This window comes from Streptomyces sp. NPDC047315 (genome assembly GCF_040643215.1).
Taxonomy (GTDB): domain Bacteria; phylum Actinomycetota; class Actinomycetes; order Streptomycetales; family Streptomycetaceae; genus Streptomyces.
This window is the reverse complement of sequence record NZ_JBEYTZ010000024.1, coordinates 132,443-153,962: the sequence shown is the minus strand read 5'-3', so window position 1 is coordinate 153,962 and position 21,520 is coordinate 132,443. Positions and strand designations below refer to the sequence as shown.

The following is a 21,520-nucleotide window of genomic DNA, read 5'->3' as shown; positions in this document are numbered from 1 at the left end:
TGCTGCGGGTGCTTGCGCGTGCCTGGCGCGCTGGGACGTACTCGCCGTCTCCCTGCGGAAGCGTTGGTCTCTGCGGCCCGGTGGTGGGCTTGTCGCGCAGTTCCGCCCCCTGTGCCCTGCGGGCACGGGGGGACCCCCAGCGCCCTGACAGCCTCGCCGTTCCCCTGCGGGAGCACTGGTCTCTGCGGGTGCACTGTGGTTGACCGCGCAGTTCCCCGCGCCCCTAATTGCCCACGCCCTGCGGGCGTAGGGGAAAGCCATACTCGTGCCCCGCAGAGAAACGACAAGGGCAGCGAAACAGGGGCGCTGGGGGTACCACCACGCCCTCTGGGCGTAGGGGGCGGAACTGCGCGACAAGCCCACCACCGGGCCGCAGAGACCGACGCACCCGCAGGGAGACGGCGAGTACGTCAGGGCGCTGGGGTCCCCCCGTGCCCGCAGGGCACAAGGGGCGGAACTGCGCGACAAGCCCACCATCAGGCCGCAGGGGCACGGCGAGGTCCTCAGGCGCGCGAAGCCAACGGCAGTGCGCCGCGACTCGGCGCGTAGACGTACACGTACAGACGAGGAGGTCGCATGGAGACGGACACCGGCAGCGGCAGCGGGGGGCTCGGGGAGCACGGGGAGTACGGCGTGTTGCGCGCGCGGCTGCGGCGGGGCGCGCGCGAGTTGCAGCGCCGGGCCGACGCCCTCAACTCCAGCCGCACCACCGCGTTCGGCGCCGCCGAGCTCCAGCTCGCCCGTACCGTCCAGCTCCGCACCACCGCCCCCGCCCTCCCCCGCGACGCCGTCGCCATCGGCGGCGCACTGCTCCTCGCCTGCGACCCGCCCGCCGCGCTCTCCCCGGACACCGCCGTCGGCGACGTGTTCGCGCTGTACGACCGCGAGTTGAACCCGTTGGCCCCGGATGCCGTCCCGGGCCTCCTCGACGACCCCGCGTTCCTCGCGGAGTTCGCCGCGCTCTGCCGCTACTTCCGCGGCGCACGCCTGGAGCGGCTGCGCGTCACCGGTGGCCGGCTGCTCGCCGTGTTCCGGACCGGCGAGAAGGACGTGCGCGTACTGCGCTGGTCGCTCGCGCCCCGCGCGTTCCTGGACGCGCGCGGCGAGCGCGACCTCGCCGAGGCGCCGCCGGCGCAGGACGTGACGTGGACGGAGACCACCCGCGACGACCACGCGCCGGGGCGCCATCCGCACGTGCGCGTCACGGACGGGGTGTTCGTCGCGGCGACCGGCGGCGCGCTGACCGTGAAGACCGTCGACGACACCGAATCGCCAGGCGGCGTGCACAGCGAGCCCGTGGACGACCCGTCGCAGGCCCTCGCGGACGCGGAGGTCGCATGGGCCCGGGTGGGCACGCTGGTGCTGCTGCGGGTGCGCCCGTACAACGAGGACGTCGTACGGCACCTCGTCGTCGACACCCTCACCGCGACCGTGGTGCGCCTCGACGGCATCGGGGAGTCCTGCCGTCGCCTCCCCGACGACCAGGGCATCGTCTTCCCCGGCGGCTACTGCCTGACCAACGGCACGGTGCGGACCTTCGAGACCTCGGACGCGACCGGCGGACCGATGGAGTTCGAGCGCACCGTGCAGTCGCCCGGCGGCGAGAACGTGCTGTACGCGTTCCGCAACGGCGCCGGGTGTCGGCTACTGCCGTACGACACCATCCGCGAGACCGTCGCGGCGCCGCTGACCTGCGACGCGTACGCCCTCTTCGACGACGGGCTGCTCCTCGCCCTGCACGGCGCCGAGGAGCCGTCCCGGGTCCACCGGGTGCGGCTGTGGCGCAGCCCGTACGTCTCCGACGCGCACCCCGCGCCCGACGGCGGCGGCCCGCTCGCCCGGATCGGCAACGCGGACCTGGTGCGGGGCGTCGCGGACGCGTTCGCGCTGGCGCGCCGCGCCGCCGCCGTCGGGGACGCGGAGGGGACCGCGACGGTCGAGCTGTACGAGGCGCTGGTCGCGGACTGCGAGCGGACCGCGGACCGCCATCCGTGGCTGGGCGACGCCGAAGTGGGCGATCTGCGCGCCCCGCTGACCGAGGTCCGGGAGACCGCGGAGCGGGCGTTGGAGGAGTTCGCGACCGTGCGGGCGCTGACCCGCTCGGCGGCGGAGGCCCTCGCCGAGGCCGCGGCGACCGTGGCGCGGCTGGTGCGCCGCGTGCGGGGCGAGGCGCCGGCGTCCGCGGAGGAGTGGATCGCGCGGATCGCCGAACTGAGGGCGGCGCGCGGCCGGCTGGTGACGCTGAAGGAGCTGCGGTACGCGGACGTCGCGGCGATCGACGCGCTCGCCGAGGACGTGGAGGCGGACACCGCGTCCGCCGCGCGCCGTGCGGTGGCGTTCCTCCAGCGGGCGGAGGCGTTCGCCGGCTACGCCGCCGAGGTCGCGGCGCTCGCGGACCGGGCCGCCGCGCTGACGACCGCGGCCGAGGCGGACGAGATCGTGGCGCGGTTGGACGAACGGGCCGCGGGGCTGGCTACGTTGACGGAGGTCGTGACCGGTCTTGAGGTCGCGGACGCGACCGTGCGCACCGGCATCCTGGAGCGCGTCGCCGGTGTCGTCGGCGCGGTGAACCGGGCCCGCGCCACGCTCGTGGGCCGCCGCCGGGAGCTGGCGGAGCAGGAGGGGCGGGCGGAGTTCGCCGCCGAGTTCGCGCTGTTGGCGCAGTCGGTGACGGGTGCGCTGGCCGCGGCGGCGACGCCTGAGGAGTGCGACGCGCAGCTGGCCCGGCTGCTGCTGCACCTGGAGGACCTGGAGTCCCGGTTCGCCGACCACGACGGCTTCCTCGCCCAGATCGCCGAGCGGCGTTCGGAGGTGTACGAGGCGTTCTCGGCGCGCCGGCAGGCGCTCCAGGACGACCGGGCGCGGCGCGCGGAGCGGCTGGCGCAGTCGGCCGGGCGGGCGCTGGAGGCGGTGGCGCGGCGGGCGGCGGCGCTGCCGGACGCGGACGCCGTCCACACGTACTTCGGCTCCGATCCGATGGTGGCCCGCATCCTGCGCACCGCGGACGAGTTGCGGGCGCTCGGGGACTCGGTGCGCGCCGAGGAGTTGGCGGGGCGGCTGAAGGCGGCCCGGCAGGAGGCGGGGCGGGCGCTGCGGGACCGGCGTGAGCTGTTCGCGGACGGCGGGGACACCATCCGGCTGGGCCGGCACCGGTTCGCGGTGACCGCGCAGGAGCCGGAACTCACCCTCGTGCCGCGCGGCGACGGCATGGTGTTCGCGCTGACCGGCACGGACTTCCGGGCGCCGGTGGAGGGCGCGGAGTTCGCGGCTGCCCGACCGTACTGGACGCGGTCGCTGCCGTCGGAGTCGCCGGACGTCTACCGGGCCGAGTACTTGGCGGCGCGGCTGCTGCCGGCGGCGGTCGCGGGCGGCGATCCGGCCGAGCTGGTGGCGCGGGCGGTGGCCGATGCGTACGACGAGGGCTACGAGCGCGGGGTGCACGACCACGACGCGCAGGAGCTGCTGCGGGCCGTGCTGGGGCTGTGGCGCACCGCGGGGCTGCTGCGCTTCCCGGGCGGGGAGCGGGCGCGGGCGCAGCTGTTCTGGTCCGGGCTCGCCGACGGGGCCGTACGGGAGAGGTGGGCGCGGCAGGCGCGGTCGCTGGTGGCGGCGCGGGAGCGGTTCGGCCCGTCGCCGGCGCTGGCCGCGCTGCACGCCGAACTCACGGACGCGGTCGGCTCGTCGGTGGCCGCGGAGTACCTGGTGGAGGAGTTGGCGACGGGCGGGTCCTTCGCGACGAGCGGCGCGGCGCGGGCGCTGCTGGCCGGCTTCCACGAGGCGGTGGACGAGTCGTACGACGTACGGGACGTGCTGGACGCCCTGGGCCCGGCGGAGGCGCGGCGGCTGGTGGAGGGCTGGCTCGGCGCGTACGCGGCGACCGACGCAGACTCCGACGTGGTCGCGGCCGAGCCGGACGTGGTCGCGGAGGCGGTGGCGCTGGAGCTGTGTCCGAAGCTGGAGCGGTACGACGTGGCCGCGGGGCAGGTGGTGACGGTGACCGGGCTGCTCGGCGACCACCCCCGGGTGCGCCGGGGCTCCTTGACCGTCCGGCTGGACGAGTTCCTGACCCGTACCGCCGACTTCGCCGCGCGGGAGGTGCCGGGCTTCCGGGCGTACCAGAAGCTGCGCACGGCGCTGGTGGCGGCCGAGCGGGAGCGGCTGCGGCTGGCCGAGCACCGGCCGCGGGTGATGACCGCGTTCGTCCGCAACCGGCTGGTGGACGAGGTGTACCTGCCGCTGGTCGGCGACAGCCTCGCCCGGCAGATCGGCGCGGCAGGCGACGACAAGCGCACCGACAGCGGCGGGCTGCTGCTCCTGCTGTCGCCGCCGGGCTACGGCAAGACGACGCTGGTGGAGTACGTGGCGCAGCGGCTGGGGCTGCTGCTGGTGAAGGTGGACGGTCCGGCGCTCGGCCGGGACACGGTCTCGCTCGATCCGGCGCAGGCGCCGGACGCCGCGGCCCGCGCCGAGTTGGCGAAGGTCGAGTTCGCGCTGGCGGCGGGGAACAACGTGCTGCTGTACCTGGACGACATCCAGCACACCTCGCCGGAGCTGTTGCAGCGCTTCATCCCGCTGTGCGACGCGAGCCGGCGGCTGGGCGGGCGGGACCTGCGGGGGAAGCGGTTCGCGGTGTGCATGGCGGGCAACCCGTACACCGAGTCCGGGGAGCGGTTCCGGCTGCCGGACATGCTGGCGAACCGGGCGGACGTGTGGGACCTGGGCGACGTGCTGACGGGCCGGGAGGAGGCGTTCGAGCTGAGCTTCGTCGAGAACGCGCTGACCTCGCACCCGCTGCTGGCGCCGCTCGCCGGGCGGGAGCGCGGCGACGTGGAGCTGCTGGTGCGGCTGGCCGCGGGCGACGCGGGTGCCGACCGCGGCGGGCTGGTGCACCCGTACGAGCCGGGCGAGTTGGCGCAGGTCGTGGATCTGCTGCGGCACGTGCTGGCGGCGCGGCGCACGGTCCTCGCGGTGAACGCGGCGTACATCGCGTCTGCGGGCGTTTCGCAGGAGGCCCGCACCGAGCCGCCGTTCCGGCTCCAGGGGTCGTACCGCGACATGAACCGGATCGTGCAGCGGCTCAGCCCGGCGATGGACGCGGCGGAGCTGGCGGCGGTGGTCACCGACCACTACACGGCGGAGGCGCGGGCCCTGCCCGGTGACACCGAGGCGAACGTGTTGAAGCTGGCGGAGCTGCGGGGCGCGTTGGACGGGCCGGACGCGGCGCGCTGGGCGGCGGTGAAGGAGGCGTACGGGCGGACGAGGGCGCGGGAGCGGGATCCGTTCGGGGAGCTGGCGGAGCGGATCGCGGCGGTGGAGGCGGCGATCGTACGGGCGACGGAGCGTTCGGTGCCGGTGCTGCGGGACCCCGGGGCTTGACCTCAGGTTTGGTTGATGTTCGAGGCTCCTGGTGCGGCGTCGGCCGCAGCCGGGCGCGGCCCGGCACCACGCACGAGCACACCCGCGCTCGCGCTCACGCTCATCGGAGGAGTCCGCCGTGTCCACTCGGCCTGCCCAGTCCGCCCGTCACGTCGCCGCTCACGTCGCCCGTCACGTCGTCCCGTGGATCGAGGACCGCGCCCACCCCCTCACCGCCTTCGACCCGTTGGCGCCGCTGACCGACCTCCGGCCGCTGGTGCCGTTGGTCGGCGACGCCCGAGTGGTGGCGCTCGGCGTCTCGTCCCGCCAGACGCACGAGCTGTCCGCGCTCGCGCACCGGGCCCTGCGGCTGCTCGTGGAGGAGGCCGGGTTCCGCGCCGTCGTGCTGGAGGGGGACGACGCGGCGAGGGTCGGGCTCGACGCGTACGTCAGCGGCGGACCGGACGACCCGCGGGCCCTGTTGGCGGGGGCCCGGTCTTTCTGGCAGTCGGCGGAGGTCCTCGGCGCCGTCGAGTGGATGCGCTCGTACAACCTGCAACACCCCGACGACCCGGTCCGGTTCACCGGGCCGGTGCCCGGCCACCGGCCCGCCGTGCCACAAGACGGCCTGGCCGGCATCGAACGCGACCTGGCCCGGCACGTGATCGAGTGGCACGAGCACCCCGGGAACGAGGGCGACAGGATCGTCTACTGGGGCGGGCTCGGACACACCGCGATCGGCGACCCGCGGACGGTCTCGCCCTCCTCCCCGCCGCTGACGCACCGCAACGCGGGCGGCCACCTGCGCCGGCACTACGGGTCCGACTACGTCTCGATCGGCCTCACCTTCCACCACGGCACCATCGCCGGTCCCGGGTCCGGCGGCGCCCGGGTGCCGGCGCCGCCGGCGGAGTTCGCCGAGGCCGTGTTGGGGAGCGCCGCCCCGGCCGCGTACCTGCTTGACCTGCGCGGCGAACGGCCCGAGCCCGTGGCGTCCTGGCTCGACGCCGCCACCAGGACGCGGGTCGTGGGCCCCGGCTTCGACGCCGCCGAGCACGCCGAGCACCACATGGCGGGCGGCGCGCTCGGCGACTGGTTCGACGCGGTCGTCCACGTCCGGGAGGTCACCCCGGACCGACCGCTCACCGACTGACGCCGGTAGCGGCCCCCTCTAGATAGAACGCTCGCTCTAGTGCCGTGCTACAGTCGCGTCAGTGCTCTAAATAGAGCGCTCATTCTAGAGCTGAGGGAGACAGCCATGCCTGCCGCCACCACCCCCGCCGCCGCCCGCCCCGTCACCGTCATCGGACTCGGCCCCATGGGTCAGGCCATGGTCCGCACCTTCCTCGACCGGGGACACGAGGTGACCGTCTGGAACAGGACCCCGTCGCGGGCCGAACCCCTCGTCGAGCAGGGCGCCGTGCTCGCCGCCGACGTCTCGGAAGCGCTGCGCGCCAACGAGTTGGTGGTGCTCAGCCTGACCGACTACGACGCGATGTACGCGATCCTCGACCCGGCCGCCGACGCGCTCGCCGGCCGGGTCGTCGTCAACCTCAGCTCCGACACCCCCGAGAAGACCCGCGAGGGCGCCCGCTGGATCGCCGGCCACGGCGCGACGATGCTCACCGGCGGGGTCGCCAGCCCGCCGTCCGGCATCGGCGACACCGAGAACATGAACACCTTCTACAGCGGGCCGGCCGACGCCTTCGAGCGGCACCGGGACACCCTGGGCGTGCTCACCCGCCCCGACTACCTGGGCGAGGAGCCCGGCCTCGCCGCGCTGATGTACCAGCTCGGCATGGGCATGTTCTGGACGTCGATGCTCAGCATGCTCCAGTCAGTCGCCCTCGCGGACGCCCACGGCCTCAAGGTCGCCGACATCCTCGACCACGCCAGGGCCACCCTCGCCAGCCTGGAGACCTTCACCGCCTTCTACGCGGAGCGGATCGACGCCGGAAACCACGAGGGCGACGTGGACCGGCTGGCGATGGGGGTCGCCAGCGCCGAGCACGTGCTGCACACGATGGCCGACGCCGGCGTGGACACCGCCCTGCCGGCGACCGTCGTGGAGGTCTTCCGCCGCGGCATGGACGCCGGTCACGGGGCGGACAGCTTCTCCAGCCTGCTGGAGGTACTGAAGGCGGACCGCCCCGCCGCGTGACCGGGCCCGCCGCGCGACCGCATGGCCTACGGGGTGGGGGTCAGCCCGGGCAGGAGACGTCCCGCCCGGGCCGCTTCCCCGTCGTCAGGAACTCGGTCACCGTCCGGTCCCCGCAGGCGTTCCCCGTCCCCAGGTACACCGAGTGCCCGCCCCGCTCGACGGTGACCATCCGGGCCCGGTCTCCCAGGGCCCGGCGCATCTCCAACGCGCCGGAGTGCGGTACCGCGGGGTCGCGACGGTTCTGGATCATCAGGATGTTGGAGGGCCCGTCCGGCGTTATTCGGGTGGGCTCCTCCTGCTGGTCGTTCTTCCAGAAGGCGCACGGCGTGATGTTCTGGGGCATGCCACCGGTGAGCGGGTAGCGCGCCCGGTCGGCGGCCACGGCCCGCTCGTACTCGGCCACCGCGCCCGGCCAGCGCACGTCGTTGCAGATGACGGCGAACGTCATGGCCACGTCGGAGTCCGGCAGCGCCACCGTCTGGACCGGATCGAGCACCGGCACACCGGCCGGTTCGTGCGCGGCCTTGATCAGCTTCGCGAGGCCCTCGAACCGCGCGTCGTCATAGAGCGCGTCCAGCAACGACTGACGCAGCGCGGCACCCGTCAGCTTCAGCTTCGGATGGGCCGTCGGCTTCGGCTGCCGGTCCAGCCGCGCCATCAGGTCGATGACCAGCTCCCGCACCTCTTCGGGGCTCTCGCCGAGCCGCAGCGCGGCCCCCCGCGCCGGGTCCGACGCCCAGGCGGCGAAGTCGGGGAACCGGTCCTCCACCCCGCGGGCGTTGTTCGCCAGCCAACCGCGGGCCACCCTGCGGTGGTCGGGGTCGCCGTTGCTGTCCAGCACCAAGCGGTCGGTGCGGTGCGGGAACTTCTGCGCGTACACCGCCGTGACGTACGCCCCGTACGAGGTGCTCCAGATCGACAGCTTGCGCTCGCCGAGCGCCTGCCGCAGCCGGTCGATGTCACGCGCCTCGTTCACACTGCTGAAACTGCGCAGCACGGCACCGCCGTTGCGCGCGCACAGCTCGGCCACGCGCCGGGAGCGCTCCGTGCCCTCCGCGATGGAGCCGTCCGCGTCGGGCCAGGTCCGCATGGACGTCAGATACCGGTCCGCCTCGGGGAGCCCGCACTCCGCCCTGGTGCTGCCGCCGACGCCGCGCGGATCCAGGCTCACCAGGTCGTACGCATCGCCCACCTGCTGCCGCAGCGCCGCCGCCTTCTGCGTCAGCCGCTGCACCCCGGAGGAGCCGGGCCCGCCGGGGACGATCAGGAGCGTGCCGCGCCGCTCGCCCGGGTCCTCGCTGCGTACCCGCGACACGGCGATGGACGCCTTCGCACCGCCCGGGTCGCGGTAGTCGAGGGGCACTTCTAACGTGGCGCACTCCTGCGTGGCCGGCCCACCGGGCTTGGCACACGCCTTCCAATCGAGCGCCGGCGCGAAAGTCCCGGTCGGCGCCCGCGACGTACTCGCACCGGAGGCTCCGGCCACCCCGGAAGTGCCCGTGAGGGTCGTGACGCCGGTGACGACGGACAGGGTCAGAGCTGCTGCCTTGTAGTAACTAGCCATGATCCAAGGGTGATCACCCCGGGCCACCCGGCCCATCCGGCGGTCTGGCGTCCTTCGAGTGGGGATAACCCCCGCATCCGGTGATCGCCAACACACTTGACCTCAGCCGCAGTTGAGGTCCTACGGTGCGGGACGAGCCCGCCGATCCGGCGGGCGAGTACGGCGCGGGGCAAGCGGAAGAGGTGGCGTGATGGAGTACTCGCACGAGGACGCGGACCTGGTCAGGCAGCCGGCCGGGTACTGGACGTGGGCCGCGAACAAGACGCTGCTCGCGTACGCCAGGGGACGGCTCGCGGCGATCGGGGTCACCCAGCCGCAGTGGTGGGTGCTGAACCAGGTGCTGCACGGCGAGGACGGCGCCACCCGGGACGAGGTGATCACCGCCCAGCAGGCCAACCTCGACGTCGGCGCCGGCGGCCTCGCCCCCGACATCGACCTCCTGGTGGAACGGAAGCTGCTCGTCCAGGACGCGGACGCCCGGCTGCGCCTCACCGACGAGGGCCGCGCACTGCACCGGCACGCCGCCGAGACCCAACGCGCCAACCGCGACCGGGTGCACGCGGGCATCACTGACGAGGAGTACCTGATCACGCTGAAGGTGCTCCAGCGGATGATCCACAACGCGGGCGGGAACGTGTCACGGCCCTGATCTTCGAACAGGCAGGCCGCTGAAGCTCCCTTGAAGCTTCTTTGAAGATCCCCGGGGGCCGACCGTGATCGCGTCACGTGTGTGCCCGAATCCGCACACGTGTGTCACGGGACGTCGACAGCCCGCGCTGAGCAGGCGAGATCCCCCCTCCGCCGGTGCAGACTGACGATCAGTTCGCCGCCCGCACCAGCTGAGGAGACAGCCGCCATGACCGAGACATCGACCTCCGCGACCCGGCGTCTTCGTGGCCGGGCCACCGGACTCGTCGTGGCAGGTACGGCCCTGGTCCTCGCCGCCCCCGTCCCCGCGATGGCCGCGACCGCGCAGGCCGGCGCGACCGCGGCCGACCCGGTCTCCGTCCTGACGTACACCGCGAAGGAGCGCCGCGACGCCCTCGCCTACTGGACGCCGGCCCGCATGAAGGCCGTCGGCAAGTCCGTCGACCTCGGCGAGACCGGCCCGATGGCGAAGCCGTGGCAGGGCCCCGCGCTGAACTCCGTGGGACGGCTCTTCTTCGTCAACGCGCGGGGCGCCGACACCTGGTGCACGGCCACGGCGGTCAAGAGCGCCAACAAATCGGCCGTCATGACGGCCGCGCACTGCGTGCGCCGGGGCTCCTCCCCCGTCAACACCAACACCACGATGGTGTTCGTGCCCGGCTACGCCAAGGGCAAGGCGCCGCACGGCGCGTTCGCGGTCCGCACCGTCGCCTCCCCGCGCACCTGGGAGGAGGACTCCAACAACGACGTCGCCGCGCTCACCGTCGACGCCAACAAGGACGGCCGCAAGCTCACCGACGCGGCCGGCGGCCTGCCCGTCGCCTTCAACCGCCCCGTCGGCGGCACCGTCACCTCCTTCGGCTACTCCGCCACCCGCCCGCAGCGCGGCGAACAGCTCCTCCAGTGCACCGGCAAGACGAAGAAGGAGCACGGCACGCAGGTCATCCCCTGCGACATGACCGGCGGCTCCAGCGGCGGCCCGTGGCTCGCCGACTTCGACGCCGCCACCGGCAAGGGCGTCCTCGTCTCCGTCAACGGGTCGCTGGACTCCATGACCCCGACCAAGATGTACGGAGAGGTCCTCGGCGCCACGGCGAAGAAGATGTACGAGCGGGCGGCCCAGGGCGGCAAGACCGGCAACGGCAGCAAGGACGGCACGGACGGCAACGGCGGCGGCCCGCGCGGGGCGTGGGAGCGTCTGATCGGCTCGTGGTGGTCCAAGCTGATGTGACCGGCCGACGGCCGCTACCGTCGACACCTCGACCGCACCTGGAGGACGGCATGGCCCTCGACCTCTTCGCCGGCATCCCCGTCACCGACCACCGCGCCGCGCTCCCCTGGTACGAGAAGTTCTTCGGCACGCAGCCGTCGTTCCTGCCGAACGACGTCGAGGCCGTGTGGGAGCTCGCCGAGCACCGCTACGTCTACATCGTGCAGGACCCCGAACGAGCGGGAAACGCCCTGGTGCTGTCGTTCGTCGACGACCTCGACGACCGGGTCGCCGGGGCCGCCGACCGCGGCATCGTGCCGGCGCGGCGCGAGACGTACGAAGGCGGTGTGACCAAGGTCGTCTACCGGGACCCGGACGGCAACGAAATCAGCCTCGGCGGCGCCCCGGGCGCCACAAGCTGACGCCATCGCCGGCGTCCCCTGCGTTCAGTCGTCGTACGGCCCGATCACGGTGACCCCGGGGACGCCCGGCCCGTCGAGACCCGCCAGGGCCGCGGGCGCTTCGGCGAGGGACAGCCGGCGGGTGATCAGCAGATCGGGGCGGAGGCCGCCGGAGGCGACCAGGGACATCAGGGCCGGATAGGCGTGGGCCGGCATGCCGTGGCTGCCGAGGATCGACAGCTCCAGGGCGATCACCCGGTCCATGGGGAGCCGGACGCCGTCCGGGAGCAGGCCGATCTGGACGTGGCGACCGTGGGCGCGCAGGCTCGCCACCGAGCGGGTGCAGGTCTCGGGAGAGCCGAGCGCGTCGAGGGAGAGGTCGACGCCGCCGCCGGACGCCTCCCGCACCGACGCGGCGACGTCCGGTCCGGCGGCGGAGGCGTCCACGCAGACCTCCGCGCCGAAGCGGCGCGCCAACTCCAGTGCGCCGGGCGCGACGTCGACGGCGATCACCCGGGCGCCGGCCGCCGCAGCGACCATCACCGCGGAGAGCCCGACGCCGCCGCAGCCGTACACCGCCGTCCACTCCCCCGGCCGCACCCCGCCCTGGTCCACCACGGCCCGGAACGCGGTCGCGAAACGGCAGCCGAGGCTCGCCGCGGTGGTGGCGGTGACGTCGTCGGGCAGCGGCACGAGGTTCACGTCGGCGTGCCGCAGCGCCACGTACTGCGCGAAGGACCCCCAGTGCGTGAATCCGGGTTGCTCCTGCCGCTCGCACACCTGCTGGGCGCCGCGCGCACAGGCCGGGCAACGGCCGCAGGCGCAGACGAACGGGGTGGTGACCCGCTGCCCCGGCCGTATCCGCGTCACGTCGGCGCCCACGGCCTCGACCGTCCCGGCGAGTTCGTGGCCGGGGACGTGCGGCAGCGCGATCGAGGGGTCGTGGCCGCGCCAGCCGTGCCAATCACTGCGGCACAGCCCGGTGGCCTCGACCCGGACCACCGCCCCACCCCGGTCCGGCACGGGATCGGCCACGTCCCGCACCGCCAGCGGCCCGCCGAACTCCTCGAACACGATCGCACGCACACGGCCTCCTCGAACGCGGGTGGTCGGGCCCTCAGCCGTCGATCCGACGGACGACAGTCAGCCCGCACCGGTACGGCTCCTCCACTTCGCCGACGGGAAAGAGCCGGGCGAGCGCGGCCCGGTTCGCGGTGAGGAGTTCGGCTCGTTCGGCCGGGTCCATGACCGCGAAGTGGGAGTGGGTGGCGAGGTTGTGAACGTGCTCGTCGAGGGTGACGCGGCGGGACCAGGTGACCTCGCGGGTGGACACCCGGACCGGGAACGGCCCGAACTGCTCGGCCACGGTGGTGGGGAAGTCGCGGGAGAAGGGCGCGAGCCGGGCGTCCTCCGCCGCCACCCACGGGACGCGGACGTCGGCCTGGTTCCACCACAGCGCCAGCGCGCCGTGCGGACGCAGCACCCGCAGCGCTTCGGGCACGGAACGGGCCGGCTCCGTCCAGTGCCAGGCTTGTGCGTACGTGACCAGGTCGAAGCTGCCGCCCGTGAACGGGAGCCGGTCGCCCTCGCCCCGCACCAACGGCACGTCCGGCGCGGCCCGGCGCAGCTCGCCCGCCATGCCCGCACCGGGCTCCAGCGCGACGACGCGCGCGCCGCGGGCGCGCAGCAACCGGGTGGCGATCCCGGTGCCGGCGCCGCAGTCCAGGACGTCCGCGCCGGCGAGCGGGCGTCCGACGAGTTCGGCGAGGGCGTTGAAGAGGGCGGGCGGATAGCCGGGGCGGGTGGCGGCGTACTGCGGGGCGACGGAGTCGAAGGACAGGGCGCGGGGGCGGTCGGCGACGGGTGCCATGCCCGCAATCCTCCCCTCGGAGCGGCGAGTTGTCAGCGGGGTACGGGTCAGTGCGCCCCGGGGCGGGAGCGCGGATCAGGGGTCACCTGGCCGGGCTGCGGGTCAGGGCGCCGCGGGCCCCGGTCGCGGCCCGTAGCGGAAGCGGCGGCCCATCAAGTTGCGCGGGGGTGGGGTGTGCGCGGACAGGACGTGGCGTACAACCCGGGGCGACACGTCCAGTTCGGCGAGGGCCACGCAGGCGCGGGACGACGGGTCCGCGAGGAGGACCGCGAGCAGGTGGTGGGTGGCGGCGACCACCGGGGTGCCCTCCGGGGTGGTCTCCACGGCGTGCAGCTCCGCCGCCGCGACCGCGGTCCTGGCGGGCGCCGAGTAGCCCTGGAGCACCATCTTCCGGGGCCTGGGGTCGGCCATGCGCAGCCATGCCGTACGCACCCGTTCGCGCGTCACGCCCAGTGCGTTCAGGACCGCGGACGCGGTGCCGTCGCCCCTCAGCAGGCCCTCCAGCAAGTGGTCGGTGTCCACGTCGGGGCCGCGGCCCTCGACCGTCGCCCGGTGCGCCGCTACCAGGGCGGACGTCAGCTCCGCGCTTCGGGTCACGCCGGGCGCGGGGTCCTGGAGGAAGACCTCGCCGCGGCCGTACTCGTGGCGCGCCTGTTGCTCGGTGAGGCCGAGGCGTTCGCCGATCTCCGCCCAGGCGTGGTCGGCGTGGACGGCGTCCTGCACCGCCTTGTGGAAGGCCGCCTCCATCTGCACGGTCAGGTCCCACGTGGTGCTGATGACGATGTCGAGCCGGTCGAGGGCGTCCAGCCCGGCGACGAACTCTCCGTCGGCGCCTTCGTCGCCCAACGCCTCGTCGATCCAGTTCCCCGGGTGCTCGTCGGCGTCCAAGGGGTCTGGGAGGTCCGGGTCGCGGCTGTCCACGGCGTCACCGTACGGTCGTTGGCCGGCGCCGCCAAGGCACCAGGAGCGTCCGAATCGTTCAATGCGCGCCGTGGCCGGCGACCTACGGTCCGGGTATGGGCTCACTGAACGACGTCATCGCGCGCCGAGCGCTTCCTGTGGACCTCCGGGCGCGTGCTGGAACAGCGGCGCTTCCTGTTGCACTTCGGCGCCGCCCCGGATCCGGACGGCGTCCTCGCCGCCCTGGAGGCGTACCGCAGCGCGGACGGCGGGTACGCCTTCGGGCTCGAACCCGACGTCCGAGGGCCGAGCGGGCAGCCGATCGCCCTGCCCACCGCGCTCGCCGTCCTCGCGGAGGCCGGCACCTCCCGGGCCGAAGGCCCGGGGGGAGCGGTGCCAGGCCACGCGAACCCAGCGAGATCCGTAAGACAGGCCCTATGGCACAACTCCTCCATCAGTCGGCCGTCAGTGGGACACTGACTCGTCCCGAAGGAGCCCACTGTGCCGATGATCCGGACGCTTCGGCGCGCGATGCGCCGAGCGCACCGCCGCCGTCCCGTCGACCTCTCCCACCCCGCCCGCTCGCCGCTCGGCAGCGCCGTGGTGAACTGCGTCGTGTACGCGGACGGGGTGCGGCAGCCGTGCGACGGGGACGCGCGGGAGGCGCTGCGGCAGGTCCGCAAGAAGGGCCGCGGCTTCGTGTGGGTGGGGTTGCACGAGCCCACCGAGGTGGAGTTCGCGGTGTTCACCGAGGTGTTCGGACTGCATCCGCTCGCCGTCGAGGACGCCGTCCACGCCCATCAGCGCCCCAAGGTCGAGCGGTACGGGGACACCCTCTTCGCGGTCCTCAAGCCCTGCGTGTACGTGGCGCACGCCGAGCTCACCGCGACCAGCGAGGTCGTCGACACCGGCGAGCTCATGGTCTTCGCCGGACCGGACTTCGTGATCACCGTGCGGCACGGGCGGCACGGCTCGCTCGGGCCGCTGCGGGAGGCCCTGGAGACCCAGCCCGCGCAGCTCGCCAAGGGGCCGGCGGCCGTGCTGCACGCCATCGCCGACCAGGTCGTGGACGACTACCTGGCCGTCGTGGACGCCGTCCAACAGGACGTGGACGCGGTGGAGAACGCCGTCTTCAGCGCGTCCGCCGGCCGCGCCGACGCGGGCCGGATCTACCAGCTCAAACGGGAACTCCTGGAGCTGAAGCGGGCGTCGGGGCCGCTGGAGCGCCCCCTGCTCGCGCTCGCCACGGAGCAGCCGCCCGCCCCGCCGATCGGCGCTGCCATCCAGCCGTACTTCCGGGACGTCGTCGACCACCTCGCACGGGTGGGCGAGCAGATCGCCGCGTACGAAGGGCTGTTGGACTCCATCCTCCAGGCGCACCTGGCGCAGGTGACCGTCGCCCAGAACGAGGACATGCGCAAGATCACTGCGTGGGCGGCGATCATCGCGGTGCCCACGATGGTGTGCGGCGTCTACGGAATGAACTTCGACCACATGCCGGAGCTGCGCTGGACGTATGGATATCCGCTGGTCATCGGCGTCATGGCAACGGCCTGCCTCGTCATCCACCGGGCTTTCCGGCGCAACGGCTGGCTGTAGCCGCTTCGCACCGTGGTGGCGCTATATCACCGTCACGAACAGGCCAAGCGACACCACGGCCGCCCCGCAGCCGTACAGCGCGAGCGCCAGCGACCGCGCCTCGTCCGACGGGTCCGTACGGCCCGCGCTCGACAGGCGGAGCGCGGCGACCCCCAGCAGCAGCAACGCCACGACGGTGAGCCCGGCGACGGTCATACCGGCGCCGGCCTGCACCGCGGCGATCAAGGATTGCCTCACCCGGCGAACGTCTCACGCCCCGTCGGGGCCCGCATGCCGGCTTAGTCCGTCCCGGTGGACGGGACGGGCGCGCGACGTGCGCACCCGGCGTACGCAGGGAGCGCCGCGGGGCGGTTGACGGGGCGATGGCACCCCTGTCCGGCACTGATGCTCCCGTGGGTGAACCATCGGACAAACGTCCCATTCATCAGTCCAAGTGATAGTGCTACCTGTGTCCCGGCTTGCGCCCATAACGTGCTGATGTGGCCCGATGGCAGCAGTTGAGCGCACTGGTGGCCGCGACGGTCCTCCTCGGTGCGCAGGGGGTGGGTGTGGCCGTCGCCACGGGTGGGGACCCGGGGGGAGGTGGGGGACATGAGCGAGGATCCGTAACCGCGGGCGTGTCCGCGGTGCCGCGGTCGCCGGCGCCCCGGCCCGCTCCTTCGACGTCGCTGCCGGCCTCAACGACCCTGCCAACGGGGCGTGTTGGTACGCACGCGGACAGCCGGCAGTGGCCGGTTCCGTCCTTCCACGTGTCCGTCGACACGCGCGTGGACGTGCCGGGCGTCGTGTGCGCGCATGCCGCGGTCTCCGCGTCCGGTCCGCGTCCGGTCCGGGTGTCCGTGAAGGTGTCGGTGCGGGTGCTGCACGGGTGTCCGACCCGCCCGCCGAAGCCCACGCCGTCGCCTACGCCTTCTCCCACGCCTTCTCCCACGCCGTCACCGACCCCCAGCCCGACGCCCTCTCCCACGCCCTCGCCGACGCCGACGCCGTCACCCACTCCCTCACCGACGGTTTCGTCGAGCCCGCCGGCCGCACCGCCCGCGCCGGGGCCGCCGCCGGCGGCCCCGGAGCCCGGCGTCGCACCCGCGCCGGTACCCGTGCCCGTCGCGGCCCCGCCCCGCACGACGCCTCGCCCCACGCCCGCACCGCCGCGCGTACGGCCGATCACGAGCACCGTGCAGCCCGTACGGGCCCACCGCCCCCTCCCGGCGAAGCCGCAGCGCGACGGGCTGCCCCTCGTCGTCCTGATGCTGGTCACCACCACGCCGGCCGTGCTCGCCGCCGCGCTGCTCAAGCCCCGCCGGGGCCGCTGACGGTCACCGGGCCGCCCCGCCCCACCACGGAAGTACCCGGAAGTACGGAGACACCCATGTCCGAATGGCTGGTCCTGGCCATCGTGATGGCCGCGGCGTGCGCCGTCGTGCTCGCCGTCACCCTGCTCAACCACCGCAGACACCGCACCAAGACCGCGCTCGCCGGCAACGGCGACGTGGACGGCGGTGACGGGGGCGGCGCCCGCGCCGGGGTGGAGACCCCGGACGTGCTGGAGTACATGACGATGATGGTCGGCGTCGTGTACGCGATCGTCCTCGGCCTGGCCATCGCGGGCGTCTGGGAGGCGCGCAGCGCCGCGCAGGACGACGCCCGGCGGGAGGCGCAGGCGCTGCACGAGGTGGTGCAGCGCGCGGAGGTCTTCCCCTCCGACTTCCGCGCCGCGCTCCGCGACGACGTCGACGCGTACGTCTCGCACGTCGTGGGCCAGGAGTGGCCGAGGATGGTCGAGGGCCGGGAGGTGAACGGGCGGGGCGCGGAACTGCTCGCGGAGGTTCGCTCGGACGTCGCGCAGCACACCCCCGCGAACGAGCTGGAGGCGCACGCGTACCAACCCATGCTGGACCAGATCGCGGTCGCGGACGCGGCGCGGAACGCACGGGTGGAGAGCGCGGGGGCGACGCTGCCGGGGGTGGTGTGGTTCGGCTTGATCGCCGGCGCGTTGGTGACGGTGGGCCTGATCTTCACGATGAACATCGGCCGCAGCTACCAGGAACTGCTGCTGGCGGGCTTCTTCAGCGCGCTGATCGCGTTCCTGCTGTTCCTGGTCTGGGACTTCGACGCCCCGTTCGGCCGCTCGGGCACGGACTCGGCGAACGTCTTCCGCGCCCTCTTCCCCGCAGCGTCACCCCCTGGAACCGACTGACCCGCGGCTCCCATGCGGCCTGCGTCGCTCTCCGCGCCCGGTGGTGGGTGCCTAGCGCAGCTCCTCCCCCTGTGCCCTACGGGCACGAGGGGACCCCCACCTCGGCCCGAGAGGGCCTGGAGGGTGACCCCAGCGCCCCTGACGTACTTGCCGTCTCCCTGCGGGTGCGTCGGTTTCTGCGGCCCAGTGGTGGGCTTGTCGCGCAGTTCCGCCCCCCTACGCCCAGGGGCGTGGGGAGACCCCCAGCGCCCCTGATTGGGCTCGCCCCGTCGTTCCTCTGCACGGGTACGGATTTCCCCCTACGCCCGCAGGGCGTGGGCAATTAGGGGCGCGGGGAACTGCGCGAACAACCACAACGCACCTGCAGAGACCAGCGCTCCCGCAGAGGAACGGCGGGGCGGTCTTCAGACGCGCGGGGCGCCCGCAACGTCCCGTCGCCCAGCGCACGTTGTCGCACTGTTCCACGTACCCCCGCCCTCCTCGCCGCGCACAATGAAGCGTGGCCCACTCCGCTGAGATCCAGTTCCAGGACGGCACCCCCGTCCGCTTCCTCCTCGCGCCCGAGGCAACCGACGAGCACGGGCACGAGTACGAGTACGAGTACGAGTACGAGTACGTCGATGAGGACGTCGCCGCCGACGAAGAGGACCTGCCCGACGGCATGGGCCCCTCCGTGCCCGTCGCCCGCGGCAACCCCCGCAGGGCACAGCGGCGCCGCCGCCCCGCCGGCGAAGTCGTCGCCGACGTCGCCACCACCGCGCTGCGCGGCACCCTCCGCCCCCTCGGGCCGCTCCTCCAGGAGGTCCACGACGCCGTCAGCGCCGCCCCGCAGCCGCCGTCCGAGATCACCGTGACGCTGGGGGTGCAGGTGGGCCAGGACCTGAAGTTGGGGATCGTCGGAGGCACGGGGAAGGCCCACCTCACGGTCACCGCCACCTGGTCGCCCGCGGCCGGAGCCCATGGCGCGGCCGGAGCCGATGGCGCGGGCGAAGGCGGAGTCGCGGGCGCTGCCCGACGCGCCCTTGACGCGTCCCCGCCGGAGTGACGCGTGGGCTGGTTCCTGATGCCCGAGCCCGAGACCACCGGCGACGCCCTCTCGTGCCTGGCGACCGTACACCGCGCGGCGGGCGGAAAGGCCGCCGGCGGCGGGGTGCTCCTGGACGCGCGCTCCGTGCTGACCTGCGCCCACGTCGTCAACGACGCCTTGGGCAGGTCGCTGTTCGAGCCGCGGACGCCCGGCCCCGACGAGCTCCGGCTGTCGGTGTGGGGCAAGCACGGCCGGGTGGCGTGCGCCGCCCGCGTCGCGCATTGGATCCCGCCGCGGCCGGTGTCGGGCTCCGGCGCCGTACGCGAAGGTGCCCGCGAGTGGCTCGGTGACCTCGCCGTCCTCCGTTTCGAGGTCGAGCCCGGCCCCGACAAGGGGCCGCAGCGCTTCGCGCCGCGGCTGCCCATGGAGCCGGGACGGTCCGTGCGGTCCTGGCACGGCAGCGGGAACGCGTCGACCTTCGCCACGATGCGGGTGGAGCACGTCGACGGCGCCGTGGGCTACTTCGACGGATCGCCCACCGGGATGGCCGTCGGCCGCGGCTACAGCGGCGGTCCGGTCTGGTCGACCTCCGACCGGGCCGTGGTCGGCGTCCTCATCGGGCACTTCATGCCGCCGGACGGCGACGGCCCGGACCCCGCGCCGCACAGCCCGCAACATCTGATCCGGCGCAGTTGGGGCATGCCGTGGCAGCAGGTCGAGGCGGAGTTGCGGGCCGTGGGCGCCCTGGCGCAGGGCGCCGGCGGCGTACCGGCCGCGGATGACGACGCGGGCGCGGACGACCCGGCGCGGCAGTTGCTCGTCGAAACGCTGCGGGAGGTGCTGCCGTGGGGCACCAGCCTGTCGGACCACGCGAACCGGCTCGCCCGCGACCTGGGGGCGAAGGGGGCCAGCGAGGTCACGCCGCCGTCGGCGGAGGACTTCGCGGACTTCCTGCTGACGCATCCGCGCGCGCTCGCCCACTTCACCGAGACCATCCGGCGCTCGGACCCCGCCGCGGTGGACCGGCTCCTGGCCGCCGGCCGGCTGTCGCCGGTGCCGCTGCTGCTCTCGCCCGGCGAGTACGACCAACTGCACCGACTGCTGCGCGACACCGATCGGAGCGTACGGGTCCGGTTCGCCGAGGCGGCGCGGGCCGCGCTGCCGCTGACGGCGTCGTTCCCGGTCGTGGGCGACGAGCGGAGGGCGCCGGGCGACGGGGACGGCGGCGCCCCGATCGACGGCGACGGCTCCGCGGGCGGTGGTCCCGGTGCCGCGGGGGGCATCGGGTCCGCGAGGGGCGTGGGATCCGCGGGTGGCATGGGGGCCGTCGGCCGGGTCCAGACGCTGGACGAGCTGATCGACCGGTTGGAGCGGCTGCACGGCGACGGCCGCTCCGACGACGGCCCGCGGGTGCCGGCGCTGCTGCGGTTCGTCGAATACCTGGGCGTGTTGTGCACGGCGCCGCAGTACGCGCGGCTGCGGATGTGGTCGGGCCGGGTCGCGTCCCGGCTCGGGATCCCCCACTCGGCGCTGGCGGAGCGGCGCGGCGACGCCCAGGACTGGGGCAGGTCGCTGCGGGACCGCACCGGCCGGGTGCGGGTGTTGGTGCAGGTGACGCCGAGCGGCCGGGACCGCTACGGGCTGCGGATCTGGTGCGACGAGGGCGCGGGGCCGCGGCAGGTGTCGGCCGCGTCCACCGGCTCGTACTCGGGTCCGGAGGGGGCGCGGGAGCTGCTGCGCGTCCTGGAGTCCCTGGATCCGGCGGCGGTCGCGGCGCAACGGCCGTTGGTGGAGGTGCTGGTGGACCGGGCGGGGCTGAACCTGCCGATCGACGAGTGGGAGGGGATGGGCCCCGGGGAGATCGTGCCCGGGGTGTTGGGGGCGGAGTTCCCGCTGGTCGTGCACTGCCCGGAACTGCTGCGGCGGCACGAGCGTTTCCTTCCCGACTGGCGTCGCAGATGGCAGCAGTTGGACTCGGGTACGACCCTGGTCTTCTCCGACGACGGCCTCGACACCCGCGCCATTTACGCCACGCTGATGGACCGGTTGGACGCGGTGCGGGTCTCGGTGGACGTCCCCGCGGGGTTGCGGGACGACATCGTGCAGGTGTGCCTGGCGGTGGGGGTGCCGGTGGTGGTGTGGGACCGCGAGCGCGGGGACGCGTCGCACGCGGTCGGCGAAATGGCCGACGTCGCCACCCGCGAACTGCCCGACGGCGTGCGGTCGTACCGGGCGAAGACGATGCAGCGCCCCCGGGAGTACACCGGCCGGCCCGTCCTCGCCTGGGCCGACGCCGACCGGACCATACCCAGGCTGCATCTGTCCGAACCGGCGGAGGGCGCATGAGGCGACATGACGCCACAAGAGTCCAGGCGAGGCTACGCGGGGGCTGGATGCGGGCACATGAGTCGTATGACGACGCACGAAGGCACGACGAGCACGACGAGCACGGCAAGCACAGGACGCGCGACGAGCACGAGACGCGCGAGAACCACGGGCGCCACGGGAAGCGCGTGGGGCACGCGGGGGATACGGGAAGCGCAGGGAGCGCGTCGTGGTGCGGAGCCGCGGGCGGAGAGGGCCGATGA

Annotated in this window: 17 protein-coding genes; 12 read left to right on the top strand and 5 right to left on the bottom strand. The window is 74.1% G+C overall.

Translation table 11 applies throughout. The features are described from left to right. Nucleotides 1–576: 576 nt before the first annotated feature. The 3 genes from ABZ842_RS26385 to ABZ842_RS26375 all read left to right on the top strand — a co-directional run bounded on the left by ABZ842_RS26385 (nt 577) and on the right by ABZ842_RS26375 (nt 7,516). On the top strand, nt 577–5,376 hold the full coding sequence (locus ABZ842_RS26385) for a DNA repair ATPase (protein WP_361541476.1): 4,800 nt from the start codon (nt 577–579) through the stop codon (nt 5,374–5,376). Between the two features lie 118 nt (nt 5,377–5,494). Continuing rightward, nucleotides 5,495–6,508 carry an erythromycin esterase family protein gene (locus tag ABZ842_RS26380; RefSeq protein WP_361541473.1) on the top strand — a complete coding sequence of 338 codons (1,014 nt, stop codon included), beginning with the start codon at nt 5,495–5,497 and terminating at the stop codon, nt 6,506–6,508. A 105-nt stretch (nt 6,509–6,613) separates the two neighbouring features. Beyond that, nucleotides 6,614–7,516, top strand: a complete 903-nt coding sequence (locus tag ABZ842_RS26375; protein ID WP_361541470.1) for an NAD(P)-binding domain-containing protein — start codon at nt 6,614–6,616, stop codon at nt 7,514–7,516. A 40-nt stretch (nt 7,517–7,556) separates the two neighbouring features. On the opposite strand, the gene ABZ842_RS26370 is transcribed toward ABZ842_RS26375, so the two are convergent. Then, nucleotides 7,557–9,080, bottom strand: coding sequence for an alpha/beta hydrolase (locus ABZ842_RS26370; protein ID WP_361541467.1), 1,524 nt, complete (start codon nt 9,078–9,080; stop codon nt 7,557–7,559). Nucleotides 9,081–9,270: 190 nt separating this feature from the next. Here ABZ842_RS26370 and ABZ842_RS26365 point away from each other — a divergent pair, with 190 nt between their 5' ends. The 3 genes from ABZ842_RS26365 to ABZ842_RS26355 all read left to right on the top strand — a co-directional run bounded on the left by ABZ842_RS26365 (nt 9,271) and on the right by ABZ842_RS26355 (nt 11,360). Continuing rightward, nucleotides 9,271–9,729 carry a MarR family transcriptional regulator gene (locus tag ABZ842_RS26365; protein ID WP_361541464.1) on the top strand — a complete coding sequence of 153 codons (459 nt, stop codon included), beginning with the start codon at nt 9,271–9,273 and terminating at the stop codon, nt 9,727–9,729. Nucleotides 9,730–9,936: 207 nt separating this feature from the next. Next, the gene (locus ABZ842_RS26360; RefSeq protein WP_361541461.1) at nt 9,937–10,959 is read left to right on the top strand and encodes a trypsin-like peptidase domain-containing protein; all 1,023 of its coding nucleotides are present in this window, start codon (nt 9,937–9,939) and stop codon (nt 10,957–10,959) included. 50 nt (nt 10,960–11,009) lie between these two features. Next, nucleotides 11,010–11,360, top strand: a complete 351-nt coding sequence (locus ABZ842_RS26355; RefSeq protein WP_361541458.1) for a VOC family protein — start codon at nt 11,010–11,012, stop codon at nt 11,358–11,360. Between the two features lie 24 nt (nt 11,361–11,384). Here ABZ842_RS26355 and ABZ842_RS26350 read toward each other — a convergent pair whose 3' ends face one another. From ABZ842_RS26350 to ABZ842_RS26340, 3 genes are all read right to left on the bottom strand, one after another. After that, a complete protein-coding gene (locus tag ABZ842_RS26350; protein WP_361541455.1) occupies nt 11,385–12,425 on the bottom strand; it encodes a zinc-dependent alcohol dehydrogenase family protein in 1,041 nt (346 codons plus the stop codon). A gap of 31 nt (nt 12,426–12,456) precedes the next feature. Continuing rightward, nucleotides 12,457–13,209 (bottom strand): class I SAM-dependent methyltransferase, encoded by a 753-nt coding sequence (locus tag ABZ842_RS26345; RefSeq protein ID WP_361541452.1) that lies wholly within the window; start codon nt 13,207–13,209, stop codon nt 12,457–12,459. Nucleotides 13,210–13,311: 102 nt separating this feature from the next. Then, the gene (locus ABZ842_RS26340; RefSeq protein WP_361541449.1) at nt 13,312–14,130 is read right to left on the bottom strand and encodes a Clp protease N-terminal domain-containing protein; all 819 of its coding nucleotides are present in this window, start codon (nt 14,128–14,130) and stop codon (nt 13,312–13,314) included. A 153-nt stretch (nt 14,131–14,283) separates the two neighbouring features. On the opposite strand from ABZ842_RS26340, the gene ABZ842_RS26335 reads away from it, so the two are divergent. Continuing rightward, on the top strand, nt 14,284–14,589 hold the full coding sequence (locus ABZ842_RS26335; protein ID WP_361541446.1) for a hypothetical protein: 306 nt from the start codon (nt 14,284–14,286) through the stop codon (nt 14,587–14,589). A gap of 27 nt (nt 14,590–14,616) precedes the next feature. Further along, on the top strand, nt 14,617–15,708 hold the full coding sequence (locus tag ABZ842_RS26330; RefSeq protein ID WP_361541443.1) for a magnesium and cobalt transport protein CorA: 1,092 nt from the start codon (nt 14,617–14,619) through the stop codon (nt 15,706–15,708). A 21-nt stretch (nt 15,709–15,729) separates the two neighbouring features. Here ABZ842_RS26330 and ABZ842_RS26325 read toward each other — a convergent pair whose 3' ends face one another. Further along, nucleotides 15,730–15,945, bottom strand: coding sequence for a hypothetical protein (locus ABZ842_RS26325; protein WP_361541440.1), 216 nt, complete (start codon nt 15,943–15,945; stop codon nt 15,730–15,732). Nucleotides 15,946–16,883: 938 nt separating this feature from the next. Between ABZ842_RS26325 and ABZ842_RS26320 the strand changes: the two genes are divergently transcribed. From ABZ842_RS26320 to ABZ842_RS26305, 4 genes are all read left to right on the top strand, one after another. Continuing rightward, nucleotides 16,884–17,021, top strand: coding sequence for a hypothetical protein (locus ABZ842_RS26320; protein ID WP_361541437.1), 138 nt, complete (start codon nt 16,884–16,886; stop codon nt 17,019–17,021). Between the two features lie 56 nt (nt 17,022–17,077). Beyond that, a complete protein-coding gene (locus ABZ842_RS26315; protein ID WP_361541434.1) occupies nt 17,078–17,905 on the top strand; it encodes a hypothetical protein in 828 nt (275 codons plus the stop codon). A gap of 499 nt (nt 17,906–18,404) precedes the next feature. Beyond that, a complete protein-coding gene (locus ABZ842_RS26310) occupies nt 18,405–18,950 on the top strand; it encodes a CU044_2847 family protein (RefSeq protein ID WP_361541431.1) in 546 nt (181 codons plus the stop codon). Between the two features lie 3 nt (nt 18,951–18,953). Continuing rightward, nucleotides 18,954–21,278 (top strand): trypsin-like peptidase domain-containing protein, encoded by a 2,325-nt coding sequence (locus tag ABZ842_RS26305; RefSeq protein ID WP_361541428.1) that lies wholly within the window; start codon nt 18,954–18,956, stop codon nt 21,276–21,278. The last annotated feature ends 242 nt before the right edge of the window (nt 21,279–21,520 follow it).

Excerpts from the sequence above, each read along its gene's own strand:
- ABZ842_RS26385 (WP_361541476.1), top strand. The coding sequence starts at position 577 with ATGGAGACGGACACCGGCAGCGGCAGCGGGGGGCTCGGGGAGCACGGG.
- ABZ842_RS26375 (WP_361541470.1), top strand. The coding sequence starts at position 6,614 with ATGCCTGCCGCCACCACCCCCGCCGCCGCCCGCCCCGTCACCGTCATC.
- ABZ842_RS26370 (WP_361541467.1), bottom strand. The coding sequence starts at position 9,080 with ATGGCTAGTTACTACAAGGCAGCAGCTCTGACCCTGTCCGTCGTCACC.
- ABZ842_RS26365 (WP_361541464.1), top strand. The coding sequence starts at position 9,271 with ATGGAGTACTCGCACGAGGACGCGGACCTGGTCAGGCAGCCGGCCGGG.
- ABZ842_RS26360 (WP_361541461.1), top strand. The coding sequence starts at position 9,937 with ATGACCGAGACATCGACCTCCGCGACCCGGCGTCTTCGTGGCCGGGCC.
- ABZ842_RS26355 (WP_361541458.1), top strand. The coding sequence starts at position 11,010 with ATGGCCCTCGACCTCTTCGCCGGCATCCCCGTCACCGACCACCGCGCC.
- ABZ842_RS26345 (WP_361541452.1), bottom strand. The coding sequence starts at position 13,209 with ATGGCACCCGTCGCCGACCGCCCCCGCGCCCTGTCCTTCGACTCCGTC.
- ABZ842_RS26330 (WP_361541443.1), top strand. The coding sequence starts at position 14,617 with ATGATCCGGACGCTTCGGCGCGCGATGCGCCGAGCGCACCGCCGCCGT.
- ABZ842_RS26315 (WP_361541434.1), top strand. The coding sequence starts at position 17,078 with ATGTCCGAATGGCTGGTCCTGGCCATCGTGATGGCCGCGGCGTGCGCC.